The organism is Micromonospora sp. WMMD754 (assembly GCF_049315235.1).
GTDB lineage: Bacteria > Actinomycetota > Actinomycetes > Mycobacteriales > Micromonosporaceae > Micromonospora > Micromonospora sediminicola.
The window spans coordinates 2929259-2951507 of sequence record NZ_CP186058.1 but is presented as its reverse complement, the minus strand read 5'-3'; the positions used below and the strand labels follow the sequence as shown (position 1 = coordinate 2951507).

The window sequence follows — 22249 nt, the reverse complement described above, 5'->3', positions numbered from 1 at the left end:
CCGTCCGGAAGGGTGTGCGCGACAGGGGTGCGCACACGTTAGACGATCATGCGGTGGCCGGCGACCCCGTACCGACCCGGGGATAGCCGGGAGCGTGCCGCGTCCACGGCGCCTGCATCTCGAACTGCCCGGCCACGCCGAGCAGCAGCAGCTCCGAGCCGGGCGGGCCGACGAACTGCACGCCGACCGGCAGGCCGTCCGGGCGGCGGCCGACCGGCACCACGATCGACGGCAGGCCGGCGATGTTCCACGGCGCGGCGTACGGGGCGTACCGGATGTTGGTCGACATGTTCGCCAGCCAGGAGCGGCCGGACCAGCCGGCGGCCGGCGGCGGCGGCCCGGCCAGCGCCGGGGTGAGCAGCAGGTCGACCGAGTGGTCGGCGAAGAACTGCACCGACCGCTCGCGCCAGGCCGTCCGGTCGGCCTCCCGGACGTACCCCCGGCGCTGCGCCCACTCCCCCAGCGCGACGTGCCGGCGGCTGCGCCGCTGGAGCTGGCGCGGCGCCACCCCGGCGGCCCGCACGTCCGCCGCGGCGGCCGCGAACCAGGTGGCGATGCCCTGCAGGCCGAGCCGGGTCGGGTAGACCGGGTCGGCGGGAACAGTGTCGTGCCCGGCGGCGGCCAGCAGCCGGCCGGCCGCGGCGACCGCGTCCCGGTTCGGCGCGTCCGGCGAGACGCCGCGCACCGGGGAGCGCAGCGACACGCCCACCCGCAGCCGCGGCGGCGGGACCAGCCGGTCCGGCCGGCGGCCGGCCAGCACCGAGAAACCGACCACCGCGTCGGCGACCGTCCCGGTCAGCATGCCGTGCTCGGTGAGGCCGAACCAGTCGTCCGCGCCGAGCTGGCAGGGCACCACACCCCGGCCGGGCTTGAGGCCGACCAGGCCGCAGCAGGCCGCCGGGATCCGGATCGAGCCGAGACCGTCGTTGCCGTGGGCCATCGGCACCAGCCCGGCGGCCACCGCGGCGGCCGCGCCGCCGGAGGAGCCGCCGGGGGTACGCGACAGGTCCCACGGGTTACGGGTCACGCCGGTGTCGTCGTCGGTGAGGGCCCACAGGCCCAGCTCCGGCATCCGGGTCACGCCGAGGATCACCGCGCCCGCGCCGCGCAGCCGGCGGACCACCTCGTGGTCGGCCTCCGCCACGCCGGTACGCATCGCGGCCGACCCGTTCCAGGTGGGCAGCCCGGCGACCGGCGTGTTCTCCTTGACCGCCACCGGCACGCCGGCCAGCGGCAGGTCGGCCAGTTCCTCCTGCTCGTCGACCTTCTCCGCCTCGGTGATCGCCTCGCCGCCGCGTACCGTGCGGAACGCGGCCAGCTCGGCGTCGACCCGGGCGGCGTGGTCGAGGTGGTCGGCCACCACCTGCGTGGCGGAGACGTCGCCACGGCGGACCGCACGGGCGATCTGCTTCGCGGTCGCCCCGACCCAGGTCGTCGGCAAGATGTCCGGCACTGCCACCCTCCCCGTCCAGCGGTCAGCCCAGCGCCTGCTCCAGATCGGCGAGCAGGTCGTCGACCGTCTCGATGCCGACAGACAGTCGCACGAGATCGCCGGGAACTTCAAGCGGCGAGCCGGCAGCGCTCGCGTGTGTCATCCGGCCCGGGTGCTCGATCAGGGACTCCACGCCGCCGAGCGACTCGGCGAGCACGAACAGCCGGGTGGAGTTGCAGATCTCCACGGCGTGCTCCTCGCCGCCCGCCGCGCGGAACGAGATCATGCCGCCGAACCGGCGCATCTGCTTGGCCGCGACCTCGTGCCCCGGGTGCGACGGCAGGCCCGGGTAGATCACCTGGCCGACCTTCGCGTGCCCGTCCAGGTAGGCCGCGATCCGCTCGGCGTTGTCGCAGTGCCGGTCCATCCGTACCCCGAGGGTCTTGATGCCGCGCAGGGTGAGCCACGCGTCGAACGGACCGTTGACGGCGCCCATCGCGTTCTGGTGGTAGCGCAGTTCCTCGCCGAGGGTGCGGTCCGCGGCGACCAGCGCGCCACCGACCACGTCGGAGTGCCCGCCGACGTACTTGGTGGTGGAGTGCACCACCACGTCCGCGCCGAACGCGATCGGCTGCTGCAGGTACGGCGAGGCGAACGTGTTGTCGACCACCAGCAGCGCGCCGGCGTCGTGCGCCACGGCGGCCAGGGCGGCGATGTCGGCGATGCCGAGCAGCGGGTTGGTCGGCGTCTCCACCCAGACGATCTTCGTGGTGCCGGGGCGGATCGCGGCGCGGACCGCGTCCGGGTCGGAGACCCTGGCCGGGGTGTACGCCAGACCCCACCGCTCGGCCACCTTGGCGAAGAGCCGGTAGGTGCCGCCGTACGCGTCGTCCGGGATGACCACGTGGTCGCCCGGCTTGCACACGGTGCGCAGCAGGGTGTCCTCGGCGGCCAGGCCGCTGGCGAAGGCGAGCCCCACCGGGCCGCCCTCCAACGCGGCCAGGCACTCCTGCAGCGCGTCCCGGGTGGGGTTGCCGGAGCGGCTGTACTCGTAGCCCTCGCGCGGTGCGCCGACGGCGTCCTGGGCGTAGGTGCTGGTCTGGTAGATCGGCGGGATCACCGCACCGGTGCGGGCCTCGGGGTCCTGACCGGCGTGGATGGCGAGCGTCTCGAAGCCGTGACTCATGCCGCAGACGTTAGCCCGCCGGCTCACCCGACTGCCGTCGAACCCGGGCGCGCGTCGCCGCCGCGAGGTTGTCGGCCGGGTCCGCCATACTGGGCCGGTGAGTTCGACCGAAGCGCTGCCGTCCCGTCTGCTCGGCACGATCGACCGGATCCCCACCTCGCTGGAGATCCTGGCTGGTCCGCGATCGGGCCGGGTCGGCCTGCCGGTGCGACTCGCCTGGTCGGGCCCGGCCGACTTCGACATCGGCGACGCGCGTGAACGACTGACCCTCTACTGCCTCCTCCTCGACTGCGGCCAGCGCAGTGACATCGTGCAATACGTCAACGCCACGCTGCTCCGCCAGGACTGGCCTCGCATCCGCCGGTTGACCGCGCGCCGCGTGACCCGGCTCTGGGAGCGACGACTGCCAGACCTCATCGCCGGTGATGGACGAGCTGCACCGTCGACTGCTGGAGATCGGTTTCGCCGCCGGTGACGACCTGGGGTTGATGCTCGCGGGCGGCTATGCCATGTGCGCCCACGACCTGGTCGACCGCCCCTCTCAGGACATCGACTTCGCGACGGCCACCGCGATTCCGCTTCCCACCGTGACGAACCGCCTCGCCGCCGCCTACATCGCGGCCGGGTTCTCCGCTCGGATCGTTGAGTCGACGCCCCGAATGGCTCGCCTGCTGATCTCGAACGACGTGTCGTCGTGCGAGGTCGACCTGCTCAAGGAGGCCCTCGCGCCGCCGGCGCGAATGGCTCTGGGCCCGGTGCTTGCCTTCGACGACGCCGTCGGGCTGAAGGTCCGCGCGCTGCACGACCGCGCCGCCCACCGGGACTACATCGACGTCCGCGCCGCGAACGAGAAGCTCGCATGGACCGAGCTGGAGCACCTCGGCGCCCGCCACACCGCGGGTTTCTCGCTGGACGAGTTGGCCGACCGGTTGGGTGGCGTGACGGAGCGGGACATCCGGACCTTCCGTTCATACGGGCTCACCGAGCCGCAGGTCGACGAGCTTCGGACATGGGCCCTGGGCTGGGAGGCGGATATCCGGGCGCGCCTGGCCAACGGTGAGACCGGCCCGGTGGGCGTCCCCGACGATGACTGGGACGCATACCTGGACGAGTCCTGAGCGCCTCACCCCAACCTGTCGATCATGAAGTTGACGATGGCTACGGGGTCGGCGACATGTCGCCGCCAACTTCATGATCGGCGGACGTTGCGGAGGCGGGCCCGGGGGGTGACGCGGTCTAGCCTGAGCGCATGAGCGGGTGCGTGTTCTGCGGGATCATCGCCGGTGAGGTGCCGGCCTTCACGGTGACCGACGAGCCGGACGGGGTGGCGTTCCTGGACACCCGGCCGGTGTTCAAGGGGCACGTGCTGGTGGTGCCCCGTGCGCACGTGGAGACGCTTGCCGACCTGCCGGACGACGCGTTGCCCGGCTACTTCCGGCTGGTGCGGCGGATCGCGGTGGCGGTGGAGTCCGGTCTGGGGTCGGGTGGGACGTTCGTGGCGATGAACAACCGGGTGTCCCAGTCCGTCCCGCACCTGCACACCCACGTCGTGCCCCGGACGAAGGGCGACGGGCTGCGGGGCTTCTTCTGGCCCCGTACCCGCTACGCCGACGACACCGAGGCGGCCGACTTCGCCGCCCGGATCTCGGCGGCGCTCGCCTGAGCGTCGGGTGGGCGGGTAAGGAACCGGGAACCGACGCTGTTGCACACGTTGGGAAAGCCAAGAGAGGAGTCCCACCGTGTTCCTCCGCCGCATGAAGGCCGAGATGATCTCTCCTGACCAGGCCCTGCCGGGCCGCCCGATCGCCATGCCGATCGCCGACCGGCACGAGGTGCTGCCGTCGACGCTGAAGGGCCCGTTCCCCGAGGGCGCGCAGGTAGCCGTCTTCGGCATGGGCTGTTTCTGGGGCGCCGAGCGGCTGTTCTGGACCCTCCCCGGCGTGCTCACCACGTCCGCCGGCTACGCGGGTGGCTACACCACCAACCCGACGTACGAGGAGGTGTGCTCCGGCATGACCGGGCACGCCGAGGTGGTCCAGGTGGTCTACGACCCGTCGAAGATCGCCTACGAGGACCTGCTCAAGGTCTTCTGGGAGAACCACGACCCGACCCAGGGCATGCGCCAGGGCAACGACGTGGGCACCCAGTACCGGTCCGCCATCTACACCACGACGGACGAGCAGCGCGCCGCCGCCGAGGCGTCCCGGGACGCGTTCGCGCCGATCGTGGCGCGGGCCGGCAAGGGCGAGATCACCACGGAGATCGCCCCGCTCGGCGACTACTACTTCGCCGAGGACTACCACCAGCAGTACCTGGCCCCGACGAAGAACCCGAACGGCTACTGCAACCACGGCCCGAACGGGCTGAGCTGCCCGGTCGGCGTGGCCCGTACCGCCGGCTGACGCCCGATGCCGGGTCTGCGGTGTTCGTCACATCGCGGGCCCGGCTCATCTCGGGCATCCGACACCGAGCGGGCAGGAACCGACGCGTTCCTTCACAGCCACACTCCGTAACCGCGCATCGTAGCAACCTGTCACACGTTCGTCATCGTCTCAACAGGCGAACTGCAACAACCTCTGGCAGCATTGGCTCGCATGTGCGGACTTGCGGGAGAGTTCCGCCGTGACGGTTCACGCGCCGACGTCTCGGCCGTGGAGCGGATGGCGGCCACGATGAGTGACCGAGGGCCCGACGACAGCGGCGTCTGGTCGCAGGGCCCGACCGCGCTGGGACACCGGCGCCTGAAGATCATCGACCTGTCCGCGGCGAGCGGCCAGCCGATCGTCGACGCCGCCGCCGGGCTCACCGGGGTCTTCAACGGCTGCATCTACAACTACCGCGAGCTGCGCGCGGAGTTGCAGGCCAAGGGCCACCGCTTCTTCTCCGCCGGTGACAGCGAGGTCGTGGTCAAGGCGTACGCCGAGTGGGGGCTCGACTTCGTCGACCACCTGGTCGGCATGTTCGCGGTCGCGATCAGCGAGCGGGACACCGGCCGCCTGGTGCTGGCCCGCGACCGGCTCGGCATCAAGCCGCTCTACCTGGCCGAGAGCCCCGGCGTGGTGCGCTTCGCCTCGACCCTGCCGGCGCTGCTGGCCGGCGGCGGCGTGGACACCACCATCGACCGGGTGGCGCTCGCCCACTACCTGAGCTTCCACAGCATCGTGCCGCCGCCGCGGACCATCCTCGCCGGCGTCACCAAGCTGCCCCCGGCCACGGTCCGGGTGTACGAGGCGGACGGCACCACTCGGGAGCGGGTCTACTGGGACCCGACCTTCGGGCGCGCCGCCGAGCGGGCCGGCTGGTCCGAACAGGACTGGCAGGACGCCCTGCTCGACTCGCTGACCACCGCCGTCCGTCGCCGGATGGTGGCCGACGTGCCGGTGGGCGTGCTGCTCTCCGGCGGCCTCGACTCCAGCCTGGTGGTCGCGCTGCTCGCCGGTGAGGGCCAGGCCCGGTCCGGCCTGGCCACGTTCTCCATCGGCTTCGACGCGGTCGGCGGCCGGGAGGGCGACGAGTTCGTCTACTCCGACCTGGTGGCCAAGACGTTCGGCACCGACCACCACCAGATCCGGGTGCCCACCGGCGACCTGCTGCCGCCGCTGGAGGCCGCCGTCGCGTCCATGAGCGAGCCCATGGTCAGCCACGACTGCGTGGCGTTCTGGCTGCTCAGCCAGGAGGTGGCGAAGCACGTCAAGGTGGTGCAGTCGGGCCAGGGCGCGGACGAGATCCTGGGCGGCTACCACTGGTACCCGCCGCTCGCCGGGGTGGACCGGGAGCAGGCGCTCGACACGTACGCGAAGGCGTTCTTCGACCGGGACGCGGCCGGGCTGGCCCGGGTGCTCAACCCGGACTGGCTGGCCGACGGCGACCCGGCGCGCGAGTTCGTGGCCGCCCACCTGGGCCGGGCGGGCGCGGAGACCGCGGTCGACGCCGGCCTGCGGATCGACACCCAGGTCATGCTGACCGACGACCCGGTGAAGCGGGTCGACAACATGACCATGGCGCACGGCCTGGAGGCCCGGGTGCCGTTCCTCGACCACGAGTTCGTGGAGCTGGCCGCGAGCTGCCCACCCGAGCTGAAGCTGGCCCAGGGCGGCAAGGGCGTGCTCAAGGAGATCGGCCGCCGGGTCCTGCCGCACGAGGTGATCGACCGGCCCAAGGGCTACTTCCCGGTGCCCGGCCTCACCCACCTGGAGGGCAAGCTCCTCGACCGGGTGCGCGACGCGCTCACCGCGCCCGAGGCGCGCCGGCGTGACCTGTTCCGCGGCGACTACGTCGACGCGCTGCTCGCCGACCCGAACGCCGAACTGACCCCGTTGAACGGAAACAAGCTGTGGCAACTGGGACTCCTGGAAATGTGGCTCCAGAGCCACGGAATCGACTGACCATGACGGACACCCTCGCCACCGGAACGGCGCGTACCGACCGGGAACGGGTGCTGGGGCGCCGCCGGGAACGGACCGGGCCGGGCGGTGACCCGGTCGCACCGGGCGCCCCGGAGCCGCGACAGCCGGAGACCGGGTCCGCCGACGCCTCCGGTGTCGTGCTGGACTGCGGCTGGGGCCGGCTGGTGTTCGGGCAGACGTTCGCCGACCAGGTGCACGTGGCCGACGTGCTGCGCTCCGAGGCGGTCGGCGCCCGGGACATCTGCATCTACCTGCGCGACCCGCACGTGCTGGTCTCCCGGCTGCCGGACGAGCTGTTCATCGACCCGTCGCTGACCTACCGGCTGCCGCTGGGCGAGCGCCGCCCGGCCGCCACCGAGGGCGGCGAGATCCCCGGGCTCACCATCCGGCCGCTGCGCGACGCGGACGACGCGGACGCGGTCAACCGGATCTACGCCCGCAACGGCATGGTCACCGCCCCGGTCGAGGTGCTGGTGGACAACGCCGCCACCGACCGGTTCCTGCACCTGGTGGCCGAGGACGCCACCGGCGAGGTGGTCGGCACCATCACCGGCGTGGACCACGTCGCGGTCTTCGACGACCCGGAGAACGGGGCCAGCCTCTGGTGCCTGACCGTCGACTTCAACACCGCGCCGCCCGGCACCGGCCAGGCGCTGCTCACCGCGCTCGCCGACCAGCTCGACACGCGCGGCCGGGCGTACGTGGACCTGTCCGTGCTGGCCGAGAACTCGGGCGCGATCCGGCTCTACGAGCGGCTCGGCTTCCACCGCACCGGCACGCTCTGCGTCAAGCGGAAGAACCCGATCAACGAGCGCCTGTTCCTGCCCGCCATGCCGGAGGGGTACGACGAGCTCAACCCGTACGCGAAGATCGTCGCGGACGAGGCGATGCGGCGTGGCATCCGGGTGGAGGTCACCGACCCGCACTGGGGTGAGCTGAAGCTGACCACCGGTGGCCGGACCATCCACACCCGCGAGTCGCTGTCGGAGCTGACCTCGGCGGTGGCGATGAGCCGCTGCGACGACAAGCGGGTGACCCGGCGCATCCTGACCGAGGCGGGGCTGTCCGTGCCGCGCGGTCGCACCGCCACCGGCGAGCCCGACGACCTCGCGTTCCTGGCCGACGTCGGCCCGGTGGTGGTCAAGCCGGCGCGGGGCGAGCAGGGCAACGGGATCACCGTCGGCGTACGGACGCCGGACGCGTTGACCGCCGCGGTCGAGCTGGCCCGACGGTTCTGTCCGGACGTGCTGATCGAGGAGCTGCGCGCGGGCGAGGACCTGCGGGTGGTGGTGATCGACCACGAGGTGGTCGCCGCCGCGGTCCGGCGCCCGGCGCAGATCACCGGAGACGGGGTGCACGACGTCACCGAGCTGATCGAGCGGCAGAGCCGACGCCGGGCCGCCGCCACCGGCGGCGAGTCCCGGATCCCGATCGACGACATGACCCGTGAGGTGGTGGCCGAGGCCGGCTACCAGATGCACGACGTACTGCCGGAGGGGCAGGTGCTGGCGGTCCGGCGGACCGCCAACCTGCACACCGGCGGCACCATCCACGACGTGACCGCCGAGCTGCACCCGGCGATCGCCGAGGCGTGCGTGACCGCCAGCCGGGCGCTGGACATCCCGGTCACCGGGCTGGACCTGCTGGTCCCCGCCCCGGACGCGCCGGAACACGTGTTCATCGAGGCCAACGAGCGACCCGGGCTGGCCAACCACGAGCCGCAGCCGACCGCCGAACGCTTCGTCGACCTGCTCTTCCCGGGCACGCGGGCACCGCAGCGACTCTGGTCGCCGGCCGGTGCGGCAGGCTCAGGGGCATGACCGCACGGAAACCCCAACCGCTCAAGCTCGACCTCGAATACCTGCGCCAGGTGCTGGTGGAACTGCTGGAGATCCCCAGCCCGTCCGGGCGTACCGACCACATCCAGCAGTACGTGGGCGAGCGGCTCTCCGCGCTCGGGATCAGCTCCACGCTGACCCGGCGCGGAGCGCTGAGCGCCAGCCTGCCCGGGCCCCGGGCTACCGGCGCGGACCGCGCGCTCGTGGTGCACACCGACACCATCGGCGGCATGGTGAAGCGGCTCAAGGAGAACGGCCGGCTGGAGATCAACCCGATCGGCACGCACAGCGCCCGCTTCGCCGAGGGCGCCCACGTGCGGATCTTCACCGACGACCTGGACCGGGTGATCACCGGCCAGGTGCTGCCGCTCAAGGCCAGCGGGCACCGCTACAACGAGGCGGTCGACCTCCAGGGCGTCGGCTGGGAGCTGGTCGAGGTCCGGGTCGACGAGCCGGTGCACGACGAAGCAGGCCTCCGCGCGCTCGGCGTCGACGCCGGCGACTTCGTCGCGCTGCTGCCCAACCCGACGATCACCCCGAGCGGATACGTCAAGTCCCGGCACCTGGACGACAAGGCCGGGGTGGCCGCGGTGCTGACCGCGTTCAAGGCGATGGTCGACGCCGGCGTCACCCCGGCGGTCACCGCGCACCTGCTGGTCACCGTCACCGAGGAGATCGGCCACGGCGCCAGCCACGGGCTGGACCCGGACGTGGCGGAGATCGTCTCGGTGGACGCGGCGGTGGTCGCGCCCGGCCAGCAGTCCCGGGAGAACGCGGCCACGCTGGCGATGGGCGACGGCGTCGGCCCGTTCGACTACCACCTCACCCGCAACCTGGCCTCGATCGCCAAGGAGCACGGCGTCGACCTGGTCCGGGACGTGTTCGACTACTACCGCTCGGACGCCGCCTCGGCGGTCGAGGCCGGGGCGCACGCCCGGGTGGCGCTGCTCGGCTTCGGCGTGGACGCCACCCACGGGCACGAGCGCACCCACCTCGACGGCCTGCACCATCTCGCCCAACTGCTCTGCCTCTATCTGCAGAGCCCGCTGGTCTTCCCCGAGTGGGACGCCGAGCCGGAGGGCGACCTGGCCGACTTCCCGTCGCTGGCGGTGCAGCCGGCGCACGAGGAGGGCCCCCGGGAGGGCCCGATCGGCGTGGAGTGACCGTCACCCGGCCGACCCTCCGCCCGAGGGCCGGCCGGCCCGGGCGGAGGGCGAGGCTCACGCTCGGTGACGGGCGCTGACGGGCAGAGCCGGCCACGGGCCTTTCGAGCTGATATCAGAAACGACTCACCCGCCGTCGCGAGCGGCGGCATGTGGCCGGGGGCCGGGCGCCGGGCGCGGGGGCGAGGGCCGGGCGCGGGGGCGAGCGCCGGGCGCCGGGCGCCGGGGGCCGGGGGCCGCCCCGACATCGCGTCCGGCCGTGAGTCGTTCGTGCTATCAGCTCGAAAGGCGGCGCGAACCCACGTCCCGACCGGGCGCGGTCCCGGGCTCTCGTCCGCCCTGTGATCGAAATTCGTTGCCGTGGCCGCCGGGAAGTGGATAGCGTGGCGGTACACGGGAAAGGAGGTGGTCCAGACTTGTATAGCAATCGGACTCGTGAGGTGGCTGTCCGCTAGCCGCTGTCCTCGACAGTGAAACCGTCCGCCGCGAGGCGGGCACAGCATGATCGTCGAGACCGTGTGGCAGCGGTGCGGCGAAACCACGACAGCCACCCGACCCCCGGGGTGCCGGCCCAGTCCAGCCGGCCCGCGCGCGAGCGCGGAAGCCCCGGGGGTCGCTTCATGTCTGGGGGAAGACCTTGTCCATGCGGGAGCTGGTGGTGCTCGGGACGGCCAGCCAGGCGCCGACCCGGCAACGCAACCACAACGGCTACCTGCTGCGCTGGGACGACGAGGTGATCCTCTTCGACCCGGGCGAGGGCAGCCAACGCCAGATGTTGCACACCGGGGTGACCGCCACCGACCTGACGCGGATCTGCGTCACCCACTTCCACGGCGACCACTGCCTGGGGTTGCCCGGCATGATCCAGCGGCTCTCGCTGGACCGTGTGCCGCACCCGGTGGCCGTGCACTTCCCGGCCGGCGGCGCGGACTACTTCGCCCGGCTGCGCCACGCCTCGAGCTTCTACGAGACGGCCGAGCTGGCCGTGGAGCCGATCGACACCGACGGCCAGCGGATCACGCTGGGCATCGGCACGCTGGAGGCCCGCCGGCTGCGGCACCCCGTCGAGACGTACGGCTACCGCCTGACCGAGCCGGACGGCTGCCGGATGCTGCCGGAGCGGCTGGCCGCGTACGGCATCGTCGGCCCGGCGGTGGGGCGGCTGCTCCGCGACGGCCACCTGGACCTCGACGGACGCCGCGTCAGCCGGGACGAGGTGAGCGTCACCCGACCGGGGCAGCGGTTCGCGTTCGTGATGGACACCGGGCTCTGCGACGGGGTGTACGCGCTGGCCGAGCACGCCGACCTGCTGGTGATCGAGTCGACGTTCCTGGAGTCGGAGGCCGCGTTGGCCGCCGAGGTCGGCCACCTCACCGCCGGCCAGGCCGCTCGGGTGGCCGCCGAATCGGGGGTACGCACGCTCGTGCTCACCCACTTCTCCCAGCGGTACGCCGACCCGCGCCGCTTCCACGACGAGGCCCGCGAACACTTCACCGGTGATCTGGTGATCGCCGAGGATCTCCAGACGGTGCAGGTGCCGCCCCGGCGGGTACCGTCGCCCGGGTGACACTCTCCCTACGTTCCGCGACCGAGGCCGACCTGATGGCGGTCGGCGCCCTGCACCAGCGCTCGCGGGTGGCCGCGTACTCGTCGATCCTGCCGCCCGAGGCGCTCGCCGAACCGACGCCGGAGGCGATGGGGCGCTACTGGGTGGAGCGGCTGACCTGGGAGGGCGCGGACCACCGGATGACCGTGGCCGAGCGGGACGGGCGACTGGTGGGCTTCAGCTACCTCGGGCCGGACGACGAGGGCGACCCGTCGACCGGACTGCTCAACGCGATCCACCTCGAGCCGGACGAGCGAGGCCGGGGCACCGGGCGGGCGCTGATGGTGGACGCGCTGGACGCGATGCGGGACCGCTCGTGGACCCGGGCCGTGTTGTGGGTGCTGCGCGACAACGCCTCCGCGCGCCGGTTCTACGAACGTGGCGGCTGGCGGGCCACCGGCGCGAGCCGCGTCGACCGCATCGGGCCCGCGCTGGTGGACCAGGTGCGCTACGCGCGTGAGGTGTAAGGAAGGGCCCCTTCTTAACGCATTCGGTAGAGGAAGGGCCCCCTGTTAACACCGCGCCCGTTCGCTGTCAGCGGAGTCGGGCATGGGCGCCGGCGGGTGAGGCGTTGGTGGCGACATGGAGGAGACCGAGGACACCGGGCGGGCGGAGGACGTCGCGCTCGACGCGTACTCCCGGGTGGTGACCGGTGTGGCGGCGCGGGTGCTGCCCGCGGTGGCGGCCCTGTCGGTGCGGACCGCGCGCGGCGCGGGCGCCGGCTCGGCCGTCGTGATCGGGCCGGACGGGCTGCTGCTGACCAGCGCGCACGTCGTGCAGGGCGCGAACGGTGGTGTGGCCGCCTTCGGCGACGGCACCGAGACCCGGTTCCGGGTGGTCGGCGCCGACCCGCTGTCGGACCTGGCCGTGCTGCGCGCCGACGAGTCGGGCGTGCCGCCGGTCGAACTGGGCGACGCCGACCGGCTGCGCATCGGCCAACTGGTCGTCGCGGTCGGCAACCCGATGGGGCTCGCCGGCTCGGTCACCGCCGGGGTGGTCTCCGGGCTGGGCCGGTCGCTGCCCGCGCGGGACGGGCGGCTGGTCCGGCTGATCGAGGACGTCATCCAGACCGACGCCGCGCTCAACCCCGGCAATTCGGGCGGGGCGCTCGCCGACTCCGCCGGCCGCGTCGTCGGGGTCAACACCGCGGTCGCCGGGTACGGACTGGGGCTGGCGGTGCCGGTCAACCCCACCACCCGGCAGATCGTCGCCGACCTGACCGCCGCGGGACGGGTCCACCGGGCCTGGCTGGGGGTGGCCGGCGCGCCGGTGCCGCTGCCGCCGGAGGTGACCGCGCGTACCGGCCAGCGGCGCGGGCTGCGGGTGGTGGAGGTGGTGCCCGGCAGCCCGGCCGGGGTCGCCGGGATCTACCTCGGCGACGTGATCGTGTCGGCGGGCGGGCGGCCCGTGCAGGACGGGCAGAGTCTGCAACGACTGATGCTCGGTCCGGCCATCGGTGTCCGGCTGTCGGTCACCCTGCTGCGCAAGGGGGCGTACGTGGACGTGGTGGCGGTCCCGACCGAGCTGGGCAGCCGATGAGGCATGTTAAGAAGGGCCCCTTCCGCTACGCCAGGCGTTAAGAAGGGGCCCTTCCTTACAGCTCAGCGGGCGCCGAGGTGGGCGAGCAGGTCCTGCCGGGTGAGCACGCCCTTCGGCTTGCCGTCGACCAGCACCAGCGCCGCGTCGGCCTTCTCCAGCAGCCCCACCGCCTCGCTGACCGGCTGCCCGCCGCCGATCATCGGCAGCGGCTCGCCCATGTGCCGCTCGATCGTGTCGTGCAGGTGGGCCTGGCCGGTGAAGAGCGCGTCGAGCAGGTCCCGCTCGGCGATCGAACCGGCTACCTCGCCGGTCACCACCGGCGGCTCGGCCTTGAGCACCGGGAGCTGGGAGACACCGTATTCGCGCATGTAGTCGATGGCGTCGCGGACCGTCTCGGTCGGGTGGACGTGCACCAGCTCGGGCAGGCCGCCCGGCTTGCCGGCGAGCGCGTCGGCCACGGTCGGCTCGGTGCCCGAGTCGTCCAGGAAGCCGTACCGGGCCATCCACCCGTCGTTGAAGATCTTGGACAGGTAGCCCCGGCCGCCGTCCGGCAGCAGCACCACGACCACGTCGTCCGGGCCGGCCTTGCGGGCCACCTCCAGCGCGCCCACCACGGCCATGCCGCAGGAGCCGCCGACCAGCAGCCCCTCCTCGCGGGCCAGCCGGCGGGTCATCTCGAAGGACTCCTTGTCCGACACCTCGACGATCTCGTCCGCGATCGAGCGGTCGTACGTCTCCGGCCAGAAGTCCTCGCCGACGCCCTCGACCAGGTAGGGCCGGCCGGTGCCGCCGGAGTAGACCGAGCCCTCCGGGTCCGCGCCGATCACCCGGACCCGCCCCTCGGACGCCTCCTTCAGGTAGCGGCCGATGCCCGAGATCGTGCCGCCGGTGCCGACACCGGCCACGAAGTGGGTGATCTTCCCCTCGGTCTGCCGCCACAGCTCCGGCCCGGTGGTCTCGTAGTGCGAGCGCGGGTTGGCCGGGTTGCTGTACTGGTTGGGCTTCCACGCGCCGGGGATCTCCCGGGCCAGCCGGTCGGAGACGTTGTAGTAGGAGCGCGGGTCCTCCGGCGCGACGGCGGTCGGGCAGACCACCACCTCGGCGCCGTACGCCCGCAGCACGTCCTGCTTGTCCTGGCTGACCTTGTCCGGGCAGACGAACACGCACCGGTAGCCCCGGAGCTGGGCCACCAGGGCCAGCCCGACACCGGTGTTGCCGCTGGTCGGCTCCACGATCGTGCCGCCGGGCCCGAGGATGCCGGCCTTCTCGGCGTCCTCGACCATGCGCAGCGCGATCCGGTCCTTGACCGATCCGCCCGGGTTGACGTATTCCACCTTCGCCAGCACGGTCGCCTGGATGCCCTCGGTGACGTTGCGCAGGCGTACCAGCGGGGTGTTGCCGATCAGCTCGACGACGTTGTCGTAGTACTGCACCTCGTTGTGCCCTTCGTTGCGCCGCCGTCGTGGGGCGGCCGGTCAGCCGTCAGTTCGCCGCCCAGCGTACGTGCCGTCAGGGCACCACGTGCCCGGGGACGACGGAGCTGCGACGTGCCTCCCACTCCAGGAACCGTTCGGTCTCGGCGAGCACGCTGCCGGCCAGCCAGGTGACCATCACCGCGTCGTCGGCCAGCCCGAAGATCGCCAGCGGGATCTCCGGCAGCAGGTCGATCGGGGAGACCACGTACGCCGCCGCGCCGGCCATCAGGGCCAGGCGGACACCGCCGTCGTACTCGCCCCGGGCGGTCGCCCGGATCATCCGCGGCAGCGCCGCCAGCCGGGCGCCCAGTGACGGCCCGCCGCGCGCGCCCGCCGCCAGTGCCCGGGCCAGCGCGGCGAACGCGGCGCTCCGCTTCAACGTCTTCCCCATGTCTCCGCCCCTCTCCGTCCGACCAGGGTGCGGCCCCGGGGCAAGCCCGCGTCCGCTGTCCCCGGAGTACCCAGACGGGCACCCGCCCAGCCTCCCGATCACGGGAAGCGGGGGTCGTACCGGCGCGATACTGTCGGCTCATGGGGGACGCTGGTTCCGTCGCGCCGGTCCGCTGGCAGCGCGCCCGGCAGATCGCCCGCCTCGCGGCGATCGGCACGGGCGCCACGGTGGCGGCCACGGCCGCCACCGGCGGGGTGCTGCTCGGGCAGGCCCGGCAGGCCCGCCGCACCATCCCGATGGCCGAGGCCCCGCCGCCCCGCTGCGACGGCGTCTACGGCGCGAAGCTCCCCGGCCCGCCGGTCACCATGGTCGTCCTCGGCGACTCGTCGGCCGCCGGCTACGGCGTGCACCGCCGCCGGGAGACGCCCGGCTCGCTGCTGGCCACCGGCCTGTCCCGGCGACTGCACCGCCCGGTCCGGCTGCACCGGTTCGCCGTGGTGGGCGCCCTGTCGGCCGGGCTGAAGCCGCAGGTGGAGTCCGCGCTGGAGGTCGAGCCGGACGTGGCCGTGGTGCTGGTCGGCGGCAACGACGTCACCAACCGCACGCCGCCGGCGCTGGCCGTGCGCTACCTGGTCGACGCGGTCCGCACGTTGCGCGCCGCCGGCTGCGAGGTCGTCGTGGGCACCTGCCCCGACCTCGGCACGATCCGGCCGATCCAGCCGCCGCTGCGGTGGCTGGCCCGGCGCTGGAGCCGCCAGCTCGCCGCCGCCCAGACGGTGGCGGTGGTCGAGGCGGGCGGCCGGACGGTCTCCCTCGGCGACCTGTTGGGGCCACGGTTCGCCGCCGAGCCCGGCCGGATGTTCGCGTGGGACCGGTTCCACCCCTCCGCCGAGGGCTACGCGGTCGCGGCGGCGGCGCTGCTGCCGACCGTGCTGTCCGCGCTCGGGGCCGTCCCCGAACGCCGCCCTTCGCTCGCCGGCGCGGAAGGCGTACGGTCGCTCCCGGAGGCGGCCCACGAGGCGGCCCGGCACGCCGGCACCGAGGTCAGCGGCGCCCAGCTGCGGGGTCGCGACCGCGGGCCCGGTGGGCGGTGGGCGCAGCTGCGGCGGCGGGCCTTCTTCGGCGTCGGCGCGGTGCCCTCGACCGGCACCGCCGCCGACTCGGCCACGCTGGAGGGAACGGCATGAGCGAGCGCCACGTCGGACACCGGGAGGTGAGGGCATGAGCGGACCGGATCAGACGGCGGCCCGGTGGGGCCGGGCCGCGGCCCTGTCGCTGCTGGCCGGCACGGTCGGCGGCGCGGCGGTCCTCGCCGGCCAGGCGATCGCCGCCCGCACCCGCGAGTACGCCCAGCCCGAGCTGGGGCTGGTGCTGCGCGCCACGGTCGGCCGGGCCGACGCGCCACCGCTGCGTCTGGTGCTGCTCGGCGACTCGTCGGCGCTCGGCGTGGGGGTCGACCGGTTCGACGAGACCATCGGCGGTCAGCTCGCCCACCTGCTCGCCGAGGGGCCGACCGGCCGCCGGGTGCACCTGTCCAGCGTCGGGGTCTCCGGGTCCCGCGCCACCGACCTGGCCACCCAGGTGGCCCGGGCCCTGCTCGGTGAGCGCCCCGACGTGGCGGTGGTCCTGATCGGCGCGAACGACGCGACCGCGCTGGCCCGCCCGGCCGACGCGGCGGCCTACCTCGGCTCGGCGGTGCGCCGGCTGCGGGAGGCGCACGTCGAGGTCGTGGTGGGCACCTGTCCCGACCTCGGCGCGGTCCGCGCCGTCGCCGCCCCGCTGCGCCAGGTGCTCGCCTGGTCCGGTCGGCGGATGGCCCGCGCCCAGACGTCCGCCGTGCTGGACGCCGGCGGCACCGTGGTCGACCTGGGCACCGAGACCGGCCCGGTGTTCCGGGCCGATGCCGGAACGCTCTGCCACGACGGCTTCCACCCGTCCGCCGACGGCTACCGGGTCTGGGCGCACGCGCTGCTCCCGGCGGTCGAGGCCGCCGCGGCGGTCGCGTTCCGCCATCACCGCCGCCCGCCGGCGGGGTGACATTTCCCGCCCGCCGCGCGGCTTCCACGGCAAGTTACCCGCGGGTTAACGTTGGTTCATGCCGATTGAGTCGCCCCGCGACGCCGTCATCGTCGCCACCGCCCGGTCCCCCATCGGCCGCGCGTTCAAGGGTTCCCTGCGGGAGGTCCGCCCGGACGACCTCGCCGCCACCATCGTCCAGGCCGCCCTCGACAAGGTCCCGGGGCTCGATCCCACCACCATCGACGACCTCTACCTGGGGTGCGGCCTGCCCGGCGGCGAGCAGGGCTTCAACATGGCCCGGGTGGTGTCCACCCTGCTGGGCCTGGACGGCCTGCCCGGCGCCACGCTGACCCGCTACTGCGCCTCGTCGCTGCAGACCACCCGGATGGCGATGCACGCGATCCGGGCCGGCGAGGGCGACGTGTTCGTCTCCGCCGGTGTGGAGATGGTCTCCCGGTACGCCCGGGGCAACTCCGACACCCTGCCGCCGGAGGCGCAGGCGCTGGTCGGCGGCGGCTGGGAGAACCCGCGCTTCGCCGAGGCGCGCGAGCGGTCGCAGGCCCGCACCCAGGCCGGCGCCGAGGTGTGGACCGACCCGCGGGAGGCCGGCCAGCTGCCGGACATCTACCTCACCATGGGTCAGACCGCGGAGAACCTGGCCCAGGTGTACGACGTGACCCGCGAGGACATGGACGCGTTCGGCGTCCGTAGCCAGAACCTGGCGGAGAAGGCGATCGCGGACGGCTTCTGGGCCCGGGAGATCACCCCGGTCACCACGCCGGACGGCACCGTGGTCGGCACCGACGACGGCCCGCGTCCCGGGGTGACCCGGGAGGCCGTGTCCGGCCTGAAGCCGGTGTTCCGCCCGGACGGCCGGATCACCGCCGGCAACTGCTGCCCGCTGAACGACGGCGCCGCCGCCGTGGTGATCATGAGCGCGGAGCGGGCGTCCGAGCTGGGGCTCACCCCGCTGGCCCGGATCGTCTCCACCGGTGTCACCGCGCTCTCCCCGGAGATCATGGGCCTGGGCCCGGTCGAGGCGTCGAAGCAGGCGCTCCGGCGGGCCGGCATGACCATCGACGACGTCGACCTGGTCGAGATCAACGAGGCGTTCGCCGCCCAGGTGATCCCCTCGTACCGGCAGTTGGGCATCCCGGAGGAGAAGCTGAACGTGATGGGCGGCGCGATCGCCGTCGGCCACCCGTTCGGCATGACCGGAGCCCGGATCACCGGCACCCTGCTCAACGCGCTGGAGTGGCACGACAAGACCATCGGTCTGGAGACCATGTGCGTCGGCGGCGGCCAGGGCATGGCGATGGTGCTCGAACGACTGAGCTGAGTCCGGTTCGCCGGAGGGCGGGCCGGGTACGGGAGGCCGCATGGCGACCGTCGTGGAACGCGAGCGCAAGTACTCCGGCGACGAGGGTTTCCGGCTGCCCGACCTGACCGGGTGCGGTGGCGTCGTGACCATGTCCGACGCCACCGTCTCGGATCTGGACGCGGTCTACTGGGACACCGACGACCTGCGGCTGCTGCGCAGCGGGCACGCGCTGCGGAGCCGTACCGGCGGGCACGACGCCGGCTGGCACCTCAAGGTGGGCGCGGTCGGCGGCGCACGCGTCGAACACCAGTTCCCGGCCGGGGAGTCCGACGCCGGGCCGCCCGCCGAGCTGGTCGCGCTGATCCGGGGCGCGTCCCGGGGCCGGCCGGTCGCCCCGGCCGCCCGGGTCGTGAACCACCGTCGGGAGCGGCGGCTGCGGGACGCGGACGGTCGGGTGCTGGCCGAGGTGGCCGAGGACGACGTCCGGTCCGAGGACCTGGTGGACGGCACCACGCAGACCTGGCACGAGATCGAGGTCGAGCTGGTCGACGGCGACGACGGGCTGCTCGACGCGGTGGCGGAACGGTTGCGCGCGGCCGGCGCCCGCGAGGTGCCGGTCAGCAAGTCCCACCGCGCCGTCGCCGCGCGGCTCGCCCGCTTCGACGACCGCGCGCCCGAGGGCGCGGCGGGGCCGGTCCTCGGGTACGCCCGGGCGCAGCGGGACGCGTTGGTCGGCAACCACGCGGCGGCGTACCAGGGCGACGAGGACGCGGTCCACGACATGCGGGTGGCGGTCCGCCGGCTGCGGGCCACGCTGCGCACGTTCCGCGGCCTCTGGGGCCGGCGGGAGAGCGAGGCGGTCCGCGCCGAGCTGCGCTGGCTCGGCGGTGAGCTGGGCCGGGTACGCGACGTGCAGGTGATGGCCGCCCGGCTCGACACGGCGGTGCACGAGCTGCCGGACGAGCTGGTGCTCGGCCCGGTCCCCGCGCGCATCGGCGAGCGGTTCGCCGCCGAGCTGGCCCGGTCGAGCACCGCGCTGCGGGCGGCCCTGGACTCCGACCGCTACCCCGAGCTGCTGGCCCGGCTGGACCGGCTGGTCGAGACCCCGGCCGGCGAGGTCGACCGCCGCTGGGTGGACCGTCGGATCCGCCGCGCCCTGCGCCGCGCCGACGACCGGCTGGACGCGGCGTCGGCCGTCGCCGGGCCGGCCGGGGACTTCGCGCTGCACGAGGCGCGCAAGAAGTACAAGGCGGCCCGGTACGCGGTCGAGGTCCGCGAGCCCGCCGTGGGCAAGCCGGCCGCCCGGCTGGTCAAGCGGCTCAAGGCGCTCCAGGACCTGCTCGGCACGCACCAGGACTCGGTGGTGACCCGGGAGGTGCTGCGGCGGCAGGCCTTCCAGGCGTACGCCGAGGGCGAGAACACGTTCACCTACGGCCTGCTGCACGCCCGGCAGGCCGAGGCCGCCGGGCACGACCGGCCGGCGGTGATCCGGGCGCGGGACCGGGCCCGACGGCGCAAGGTCCGCCGCTGGCTGCGGGGATGACCGGGGCCGGTGCAGAGCCGGCGCGGGAGGAGGCGCTCCCGCTTCTCGGTGCCTTTCGAGCTGATATCGGAAACGACTCGGTTCGACCGCGGTCCCGACGCCGCGCGGCCGCGCGCGACTCGTGCGCCCACTGACCGGCGACCGTCCGGCAAGCGCGCCGGGTCACCCGGAACGGCGATCAGAGTGTGGCGCGGGTGCGGGTCACCGCGGCGGCGGCGTCGGCCAGCACGGGCTCCGGTGGACCGGCCAGGGCCAGGTCGGCGGCGACCACCCGGAGTTGGTCGGGCAGGGCCAGGTCGCTGGGCAGTCGGGGCACGTCGCGGCGCGGCTCGCCGGCGGTGTCGGCGGCCAGGTTGGCGATCTCCTGGACCAGCTTGTGCACCAGGTCGGCCCGGGACACGTTGCCCCCCTCGGCCGGCGCCGACCAGCGCGGCTGCTGCCAGTGCCCGACCTGTCGGACCAGCAGGGTCACCGCCCGGTCCAGTTCCGCTGCGCTCATCGCCGCACAGTTTACGGTCAGCGGCGCACGTAGCTGAGCAGGCGGAGGATCTGCCAGTACAGGAAGATCAGGCCGACCAGCAGGCCGAACGCGCAGTACCAGGCGTAGCGGCGGGGCAGCCGGTTGCGGACGGACCGTTCGACCAGGTCGAAGTCGAGGACGAAGCCGAGCGCGCCCGCGATGATCGCCACCACGGAGAAGACGTACGGCAACCAGCCCACCCGGCCGCTGAGGCTGTAGACCGCCACCCCCTGCCGCCCGGTGAACAGGTACGCGAGCAGGTTGACCAGGCCGAGCGCCACGATCCCGACGAGCGTGCCGATGACCAGCCGGGCCAGCCGTGGGGTGGCCCGGATCAGCCGGGCCCGGTAGAGCAGGGCCATGCCGAGGAAGACGCCGAACGTGCCGACCACGGCCTGCGCCACGATGCCCGGGTAGACCAGCTCGAACGCCCGGCTCGCCACCCCGAGCAGCAGTCCCTGGAGCACCGCGTACCCGACGATGAGCGGCGGGTTGGTGATCTGCTTGAGCGAGATGACCAGCACCAGGGCGAGGCTGGCCAGGGCGCTGCCGGCCAGCGCCGCCGAGATCCACGCGGCCTGCGGCACCACGAACCAGGCCACCGCCGCGGTGACCCCGGTGAGCAGCAGCAGGCCCACCGTCCGGGCGACCACGTCGGCCACGGTCATCGCGTCGCCGGCCTCGACGCCGAGCACCTGCCGCTCGGTGCGACCGACGTCGTCCAGCCGGTCGAGCACCGGGTTGGCACTGCGCACCGTGGCCTCCTCCCGCCGACGTACCCGGATCCCACTCTGCCCCGGGTGGGCCGGTGGGGACGGGAAAACGGCGACGCCCGCCGCCGCGGGAGCGGCAGGCGGGCGTCGCGGGACGGGCGGGACGGTCAGTCGTCGCCCTGGAAGTAGCTGAGCAGCCGCAGGATCTCGATGTAGAGCCACACCAGGCCGACCACGATGCCGAACGCGGCGGTCCAGGCGTAGCGCTGCGGGAGGCCCATCCGGACCCCCTCCTCGATGTCGGCGAAGTTGAGCACGAAGCTCAGCGACGCCACCACGATGCAGACCAGGCTGAAACCGATGGCCAGCGGGCTGCCGTCGCGCAGGTGCGTGTTGACGCCGAACAGCGACAGCACCAGGTTGACCAGCATCACGCCGAACAGGCCGGCGATCACCGCCACCATGATCCGGGCGAACTTCGGGGTGGCCCGGATGATCCGCGCCTTGTAGATCATCGCCATCAGGAAGAAGACGCCGAAGGTGGCGACCACGGCCTGGAGCACGATGCCGTCGTAGAGCGTCTCGAAGGCCTTGCTGACCATGCCGACGAAGACGCCCTCGATGATCGAGTACGCCACCACGAGCGCCGGGTTGGCCATCCGGGAGAACGAGATGATCAGACCGAGCACCAGGCCGACCACGGCCGCGCCGATCCAGGCCACGCCGACCAGCGCGTCCGGCACGAGCACCCAGGCCGCGGCGGCCGAGGCCCCGAGGAGGGCGAGCATGAGGACCGTCTTGACGACGACGTCGTCGAGGGTCATCGGGGTCACGGCGGGCGGGGCCACCGGCTGGCCGTAGCCGCCCGGGTAGGGCTGCTGCGGCGGGTACTGCTGGGGGTATCCGGGCTGACCGTACGGCCCGGGCTGGGCGTACCCGGCCGCCCGCTCACGCTCGGCCGCCTGGCCGAGCCGGGCGAGCACCGGGTTCGAGGTCTTCACTTCTCAGGCCTCCCTCAGAGGTCGATCGCACGTAGACGTGCGTCTCCAGGGTAGACGGGCCGACAACACGGCACATCGCGCCAAGCTGTGGGAAAG

General features: G+C 73.6%; 20 protein-coding genes and 1 pseudogene. 14 read left to right on the top strand and 7 right to left on the bottom strand.

The genetic code is table 11. The features are described from left to right. Positions 1 to 46: 46 nt before the first annotated feature. The gene (locus ACN27B_RS14455; RefSeq protein ID WP_099162521.1) at positions 47 to 1459 is read right to left on the bottom strand and encodes an amidase; all 1413 of its coding nucleotides are present in this window, start codon (positions 1457 to 1459) and stop codon (positions 47 to 49) included. Positions 1460 to 1475: 16 nt separating this feature from the next. Next, a complete protein-coding gene (locus ACN27B_RS14450) occupies positions 1476 to 2618 on the bottom strand; it encodes a cystathionine gamma-synthase (RefSeq protein WP_091581872.1) in 1143 nt (380 codons plus the stop codon). A gap of 97 nt (positions 2619 to 2715) precedes the next feature. On the opposite strand from ACN27B_RS14450, the gene ACN27B_RS14445 reads away from it, so the two are divergent. The 10 genes from ACN27B_RS14445 (at position 2716) to ACN27B_RS14400 (ending at position 13170) form a co-directional block, all read left to right on the top strand. Next, positions 2716 to 3093, top strand: a complete 378-nt coding sequence (locus ACN27B_RS14445) for a hypothetical protein (protein WP_422745410.1) — start codon at positions 2716 to 2718, stop codon at positions 3091 to 3093. Next, positions 3044 to 3736 carry a nucleotidyl transferase AbiEii/AbiGii toxin family protein gene (locus tag ACN27B_RS14440; RefSeq protein WP_422745408.1) on the top strand — a complete coding sequence of 231 codons (693 nt, stop codon included), beginning with the start codon at positions 3044 to 3046 and terminating at the stop codon, positions 3734 to 3736. The genes ACN27B_RS14445 and ACN27B_RS14440 overlap by 50 nt, the downstream gene beginning before the upstream one ends. Positions 3737 to 3867: 131 nt before the next feature. Continuing rightward, a complete protein-coding gene (locus ACN27B_RS14435; protein ID WP_099162524.1) occupies positions 3868 to 4281 on the top strand; it encodes an HIT family protein in 414 nt (137 codons plus the stop codon). A gap of 76 nt (positions 4282 to 4357) precedes the next feature. Further along, positions 4358 to 5020, top strand: coding sequence for a peptide-methionine (S)-S-oxide reductase MsrA (gene msrA / locus ACN27B_RS14430; RefSeq protein WP_396822383.1), 663 nt, complete (start codon positions 4358 to 4360; stop codon positions 5018 to 5020). 192 nt (positions 5021 to 5212) lie between these two features. Further along, entirely contained in the window at positions 5213 to 7003 is a 1791-nt protein-coding gene (locus ACN27B_RS14425; RefSeq protein ID WP_099162526.1) for an N-acetylglutaminylglutamine amidotransferase, read from the top strand. A 2-nt stretch (positions 7004 to 7005) separates the two neighbouring features. Continuing rightward, positions 7006 to 8844, top strand: coding sequence for an N-acetylglutaminylglutamine synthetase (gene ngg, locus ACN27B_RS14420; protein ID WP_422745405.1), 1839 nt, complete (start codon positions 7006 to 7008; stop codon positions 8842 to 8844). Then, the gene (locus ACN27B_RS14415) at positions 8841 to 10025 is read left to right on the top strand and encodes an osmoprotectant NAGGN system M42 family peptidase (RefSeq protein ID WP_099162528.1); all 1185 of its coding nucleotides are present in this window, start codon (positions 8841 to 8843) and stop codon (positions 10023 to 10025) included. Before ngg ends, ACN27B_RS14415 begins: the two co-directional genes overlap by 4 nt. Positions 10026 to 10662: 637 nt before the next feature. Beyond that, complete coding sequence (locus ACN27B_RS14410; RefSeq protein ID WP_099162529.1) at positions 10663 to 11592, top strand: ribonuclease Z; 930 nt, start codon at positions 10663 to 10665, stop codon at positions 11590 to 11592. After that, the gene (locus tag ACN27B_RS14405; RefSeq protein WP_099162530.1) at positions 11589 to 12098 is read left to right on the top strand and encodes a GNAT family N-acetyltransferase; all 510 of its coding nucleotides are present in this window, start codon (positions 11589 to 11591) and stop codon (positions 12096 to 12098) included. Before ACN27B_RS14410 ends, ACN27B_RS14405 begins: the two co-directional genes overlap by 4 nt. 115 nt (positions 12099 to 12213) lie before the next feature. Next, entirely contained in the window at positions 12214 to 13170 is a 957-nt protein-coding gene (locus ACN27B_RS14400; RefSeq protein ID WP_422745402.1) for a S1C family serine protease, read from the top strand. Between the two features lie 62 nt (positions 13171 to 13232). On the opposite strand, the gene ACN27B_RS14395 is transcribed toward ACN27B_RS14400, so the two are convergent. Continuing rightward, entirely contained in the window at positions 13233 to 14603 is a 1371-nt protein-coding gene (locus ACN27B_RS14395; RefSeq protein ID WP_091581914.1) for a cystathionine beta-synthase, read from the bottom strand. A gap of 76 nt (positions 14604 to 14679) precedes the next feature. Continuing rightward, positions 14680 to 15036 (bottom strand): YkvA family protein, encoded by a 357-nt coding sequence (locus ACN27B_RS14390; RefSeq protein ID WP_099162532.1) that lies wholly within the window; start codon positions 15034 to 15036, stop codon positions 14680 to 14682. A 140-nt stretch (positions 15037 to 15176) separates the two neighbouring features. Between ACN27B_RS14390 and ACN27B_RS14385 the strand changes: the two are divergent. The 4 genes and pseudogenes from ACN27B_RS14385 (at position 15177) to ACN27B_RS14370 (ending at position 19919) form a co-directional block, all read left to right on the top strand. Beyond that, positions 15177 to 16261: pseudogene (locus tag ACN27B_RS14385) on the top strand (SGNH/GDSL hydrolase family protein). Then, positions 16258 to 17073, top strand: coding sequence for an SGNH/GDSL hydrolase family protein (locus ACN27B_RS14380; RefSeq protein WP_099162534.1), 816 nt, complete (start codon positions 16258 to 16260; stop codon positions 17071 to 17073). The pseudogene ACN27B_RS14385 and the gene ACN27B_RS14380 overlap by 4 nt, the downstream one beginning before the upstream one ends. Before the next feature lie 58 nt (positions 17074 to 17131). Beyond that, positions 17132 to 18394: an acetyl-CoA C-acetyltransferase gene (locus ACN27B_RS14375; RefSeq protein ID WP_422745399.1), complete on the top strand. Its 1263-nt coding sequence runs from the start codon at positions 17132 to 17134 to the stop codon at positions 18392 to 18394. Between the two features lie 40 nt (positions 18395 to 18434). Then, entirely contained in the window at positions 18435 to 19919 is a 1485-nt protein-coding gene (locus ACN27B_RS14370) for a CHAD domain-containing protein (RefSeq protein ID WP_422745397.1), read from the top strand. Positions 19920 to 20097: 178 nt separating this feature from the next. Here the strand turns inward: ACN27B_RS14370 and ACN27B_RS14365 are convergent, their stop codons facing one another. The 3 genes from ACN27B_RS14365 to ACN27B_RS14355 all read right to left on the bottom strand — a co-directional run bounded on the left by ACN27B_RS14365 (position 20098) and on the right by ACN27B_RS14355 (position 22153). Continuing rightward, on the bottom strand, positions 20098 to 20418 hold the full coding sequence (locus ACN27B_RS14365) for a hypothetical protein (protein ID WP_091581936.1): 321 nt from the start codon (positions 20416 to 20418) through the stop codon (positions 20098 to 20100). Between the two features lie 17 nt (positions 20419 to 20435). After that, complete coding sequence (locus ACN27B_RS14360) at positions 20436 to 21194, bottom strand: Bax inhibitor-1/YccA family protein (RefSeq protein WP_396822373.1); 759 nt, start codon at positions 21192 to 21194, stop codon at positions 20436 to 20438. Between the two features lie 125 nt (positions 21195 to 21319). Further along, positions 21320 to 22153: a Bax inhibitor-1/YccA family protein gene (locus tag ACN27B_RS14355; protein ID WP_091581944.1), complete on the bottom strand. Its 834-nt coding sequence runs from the start codon at positions 22151 to 22153 to the stop codon at positions 21320 to 21322. Positions 22154 to 22249: the final 96 nt, after the last annotated feature.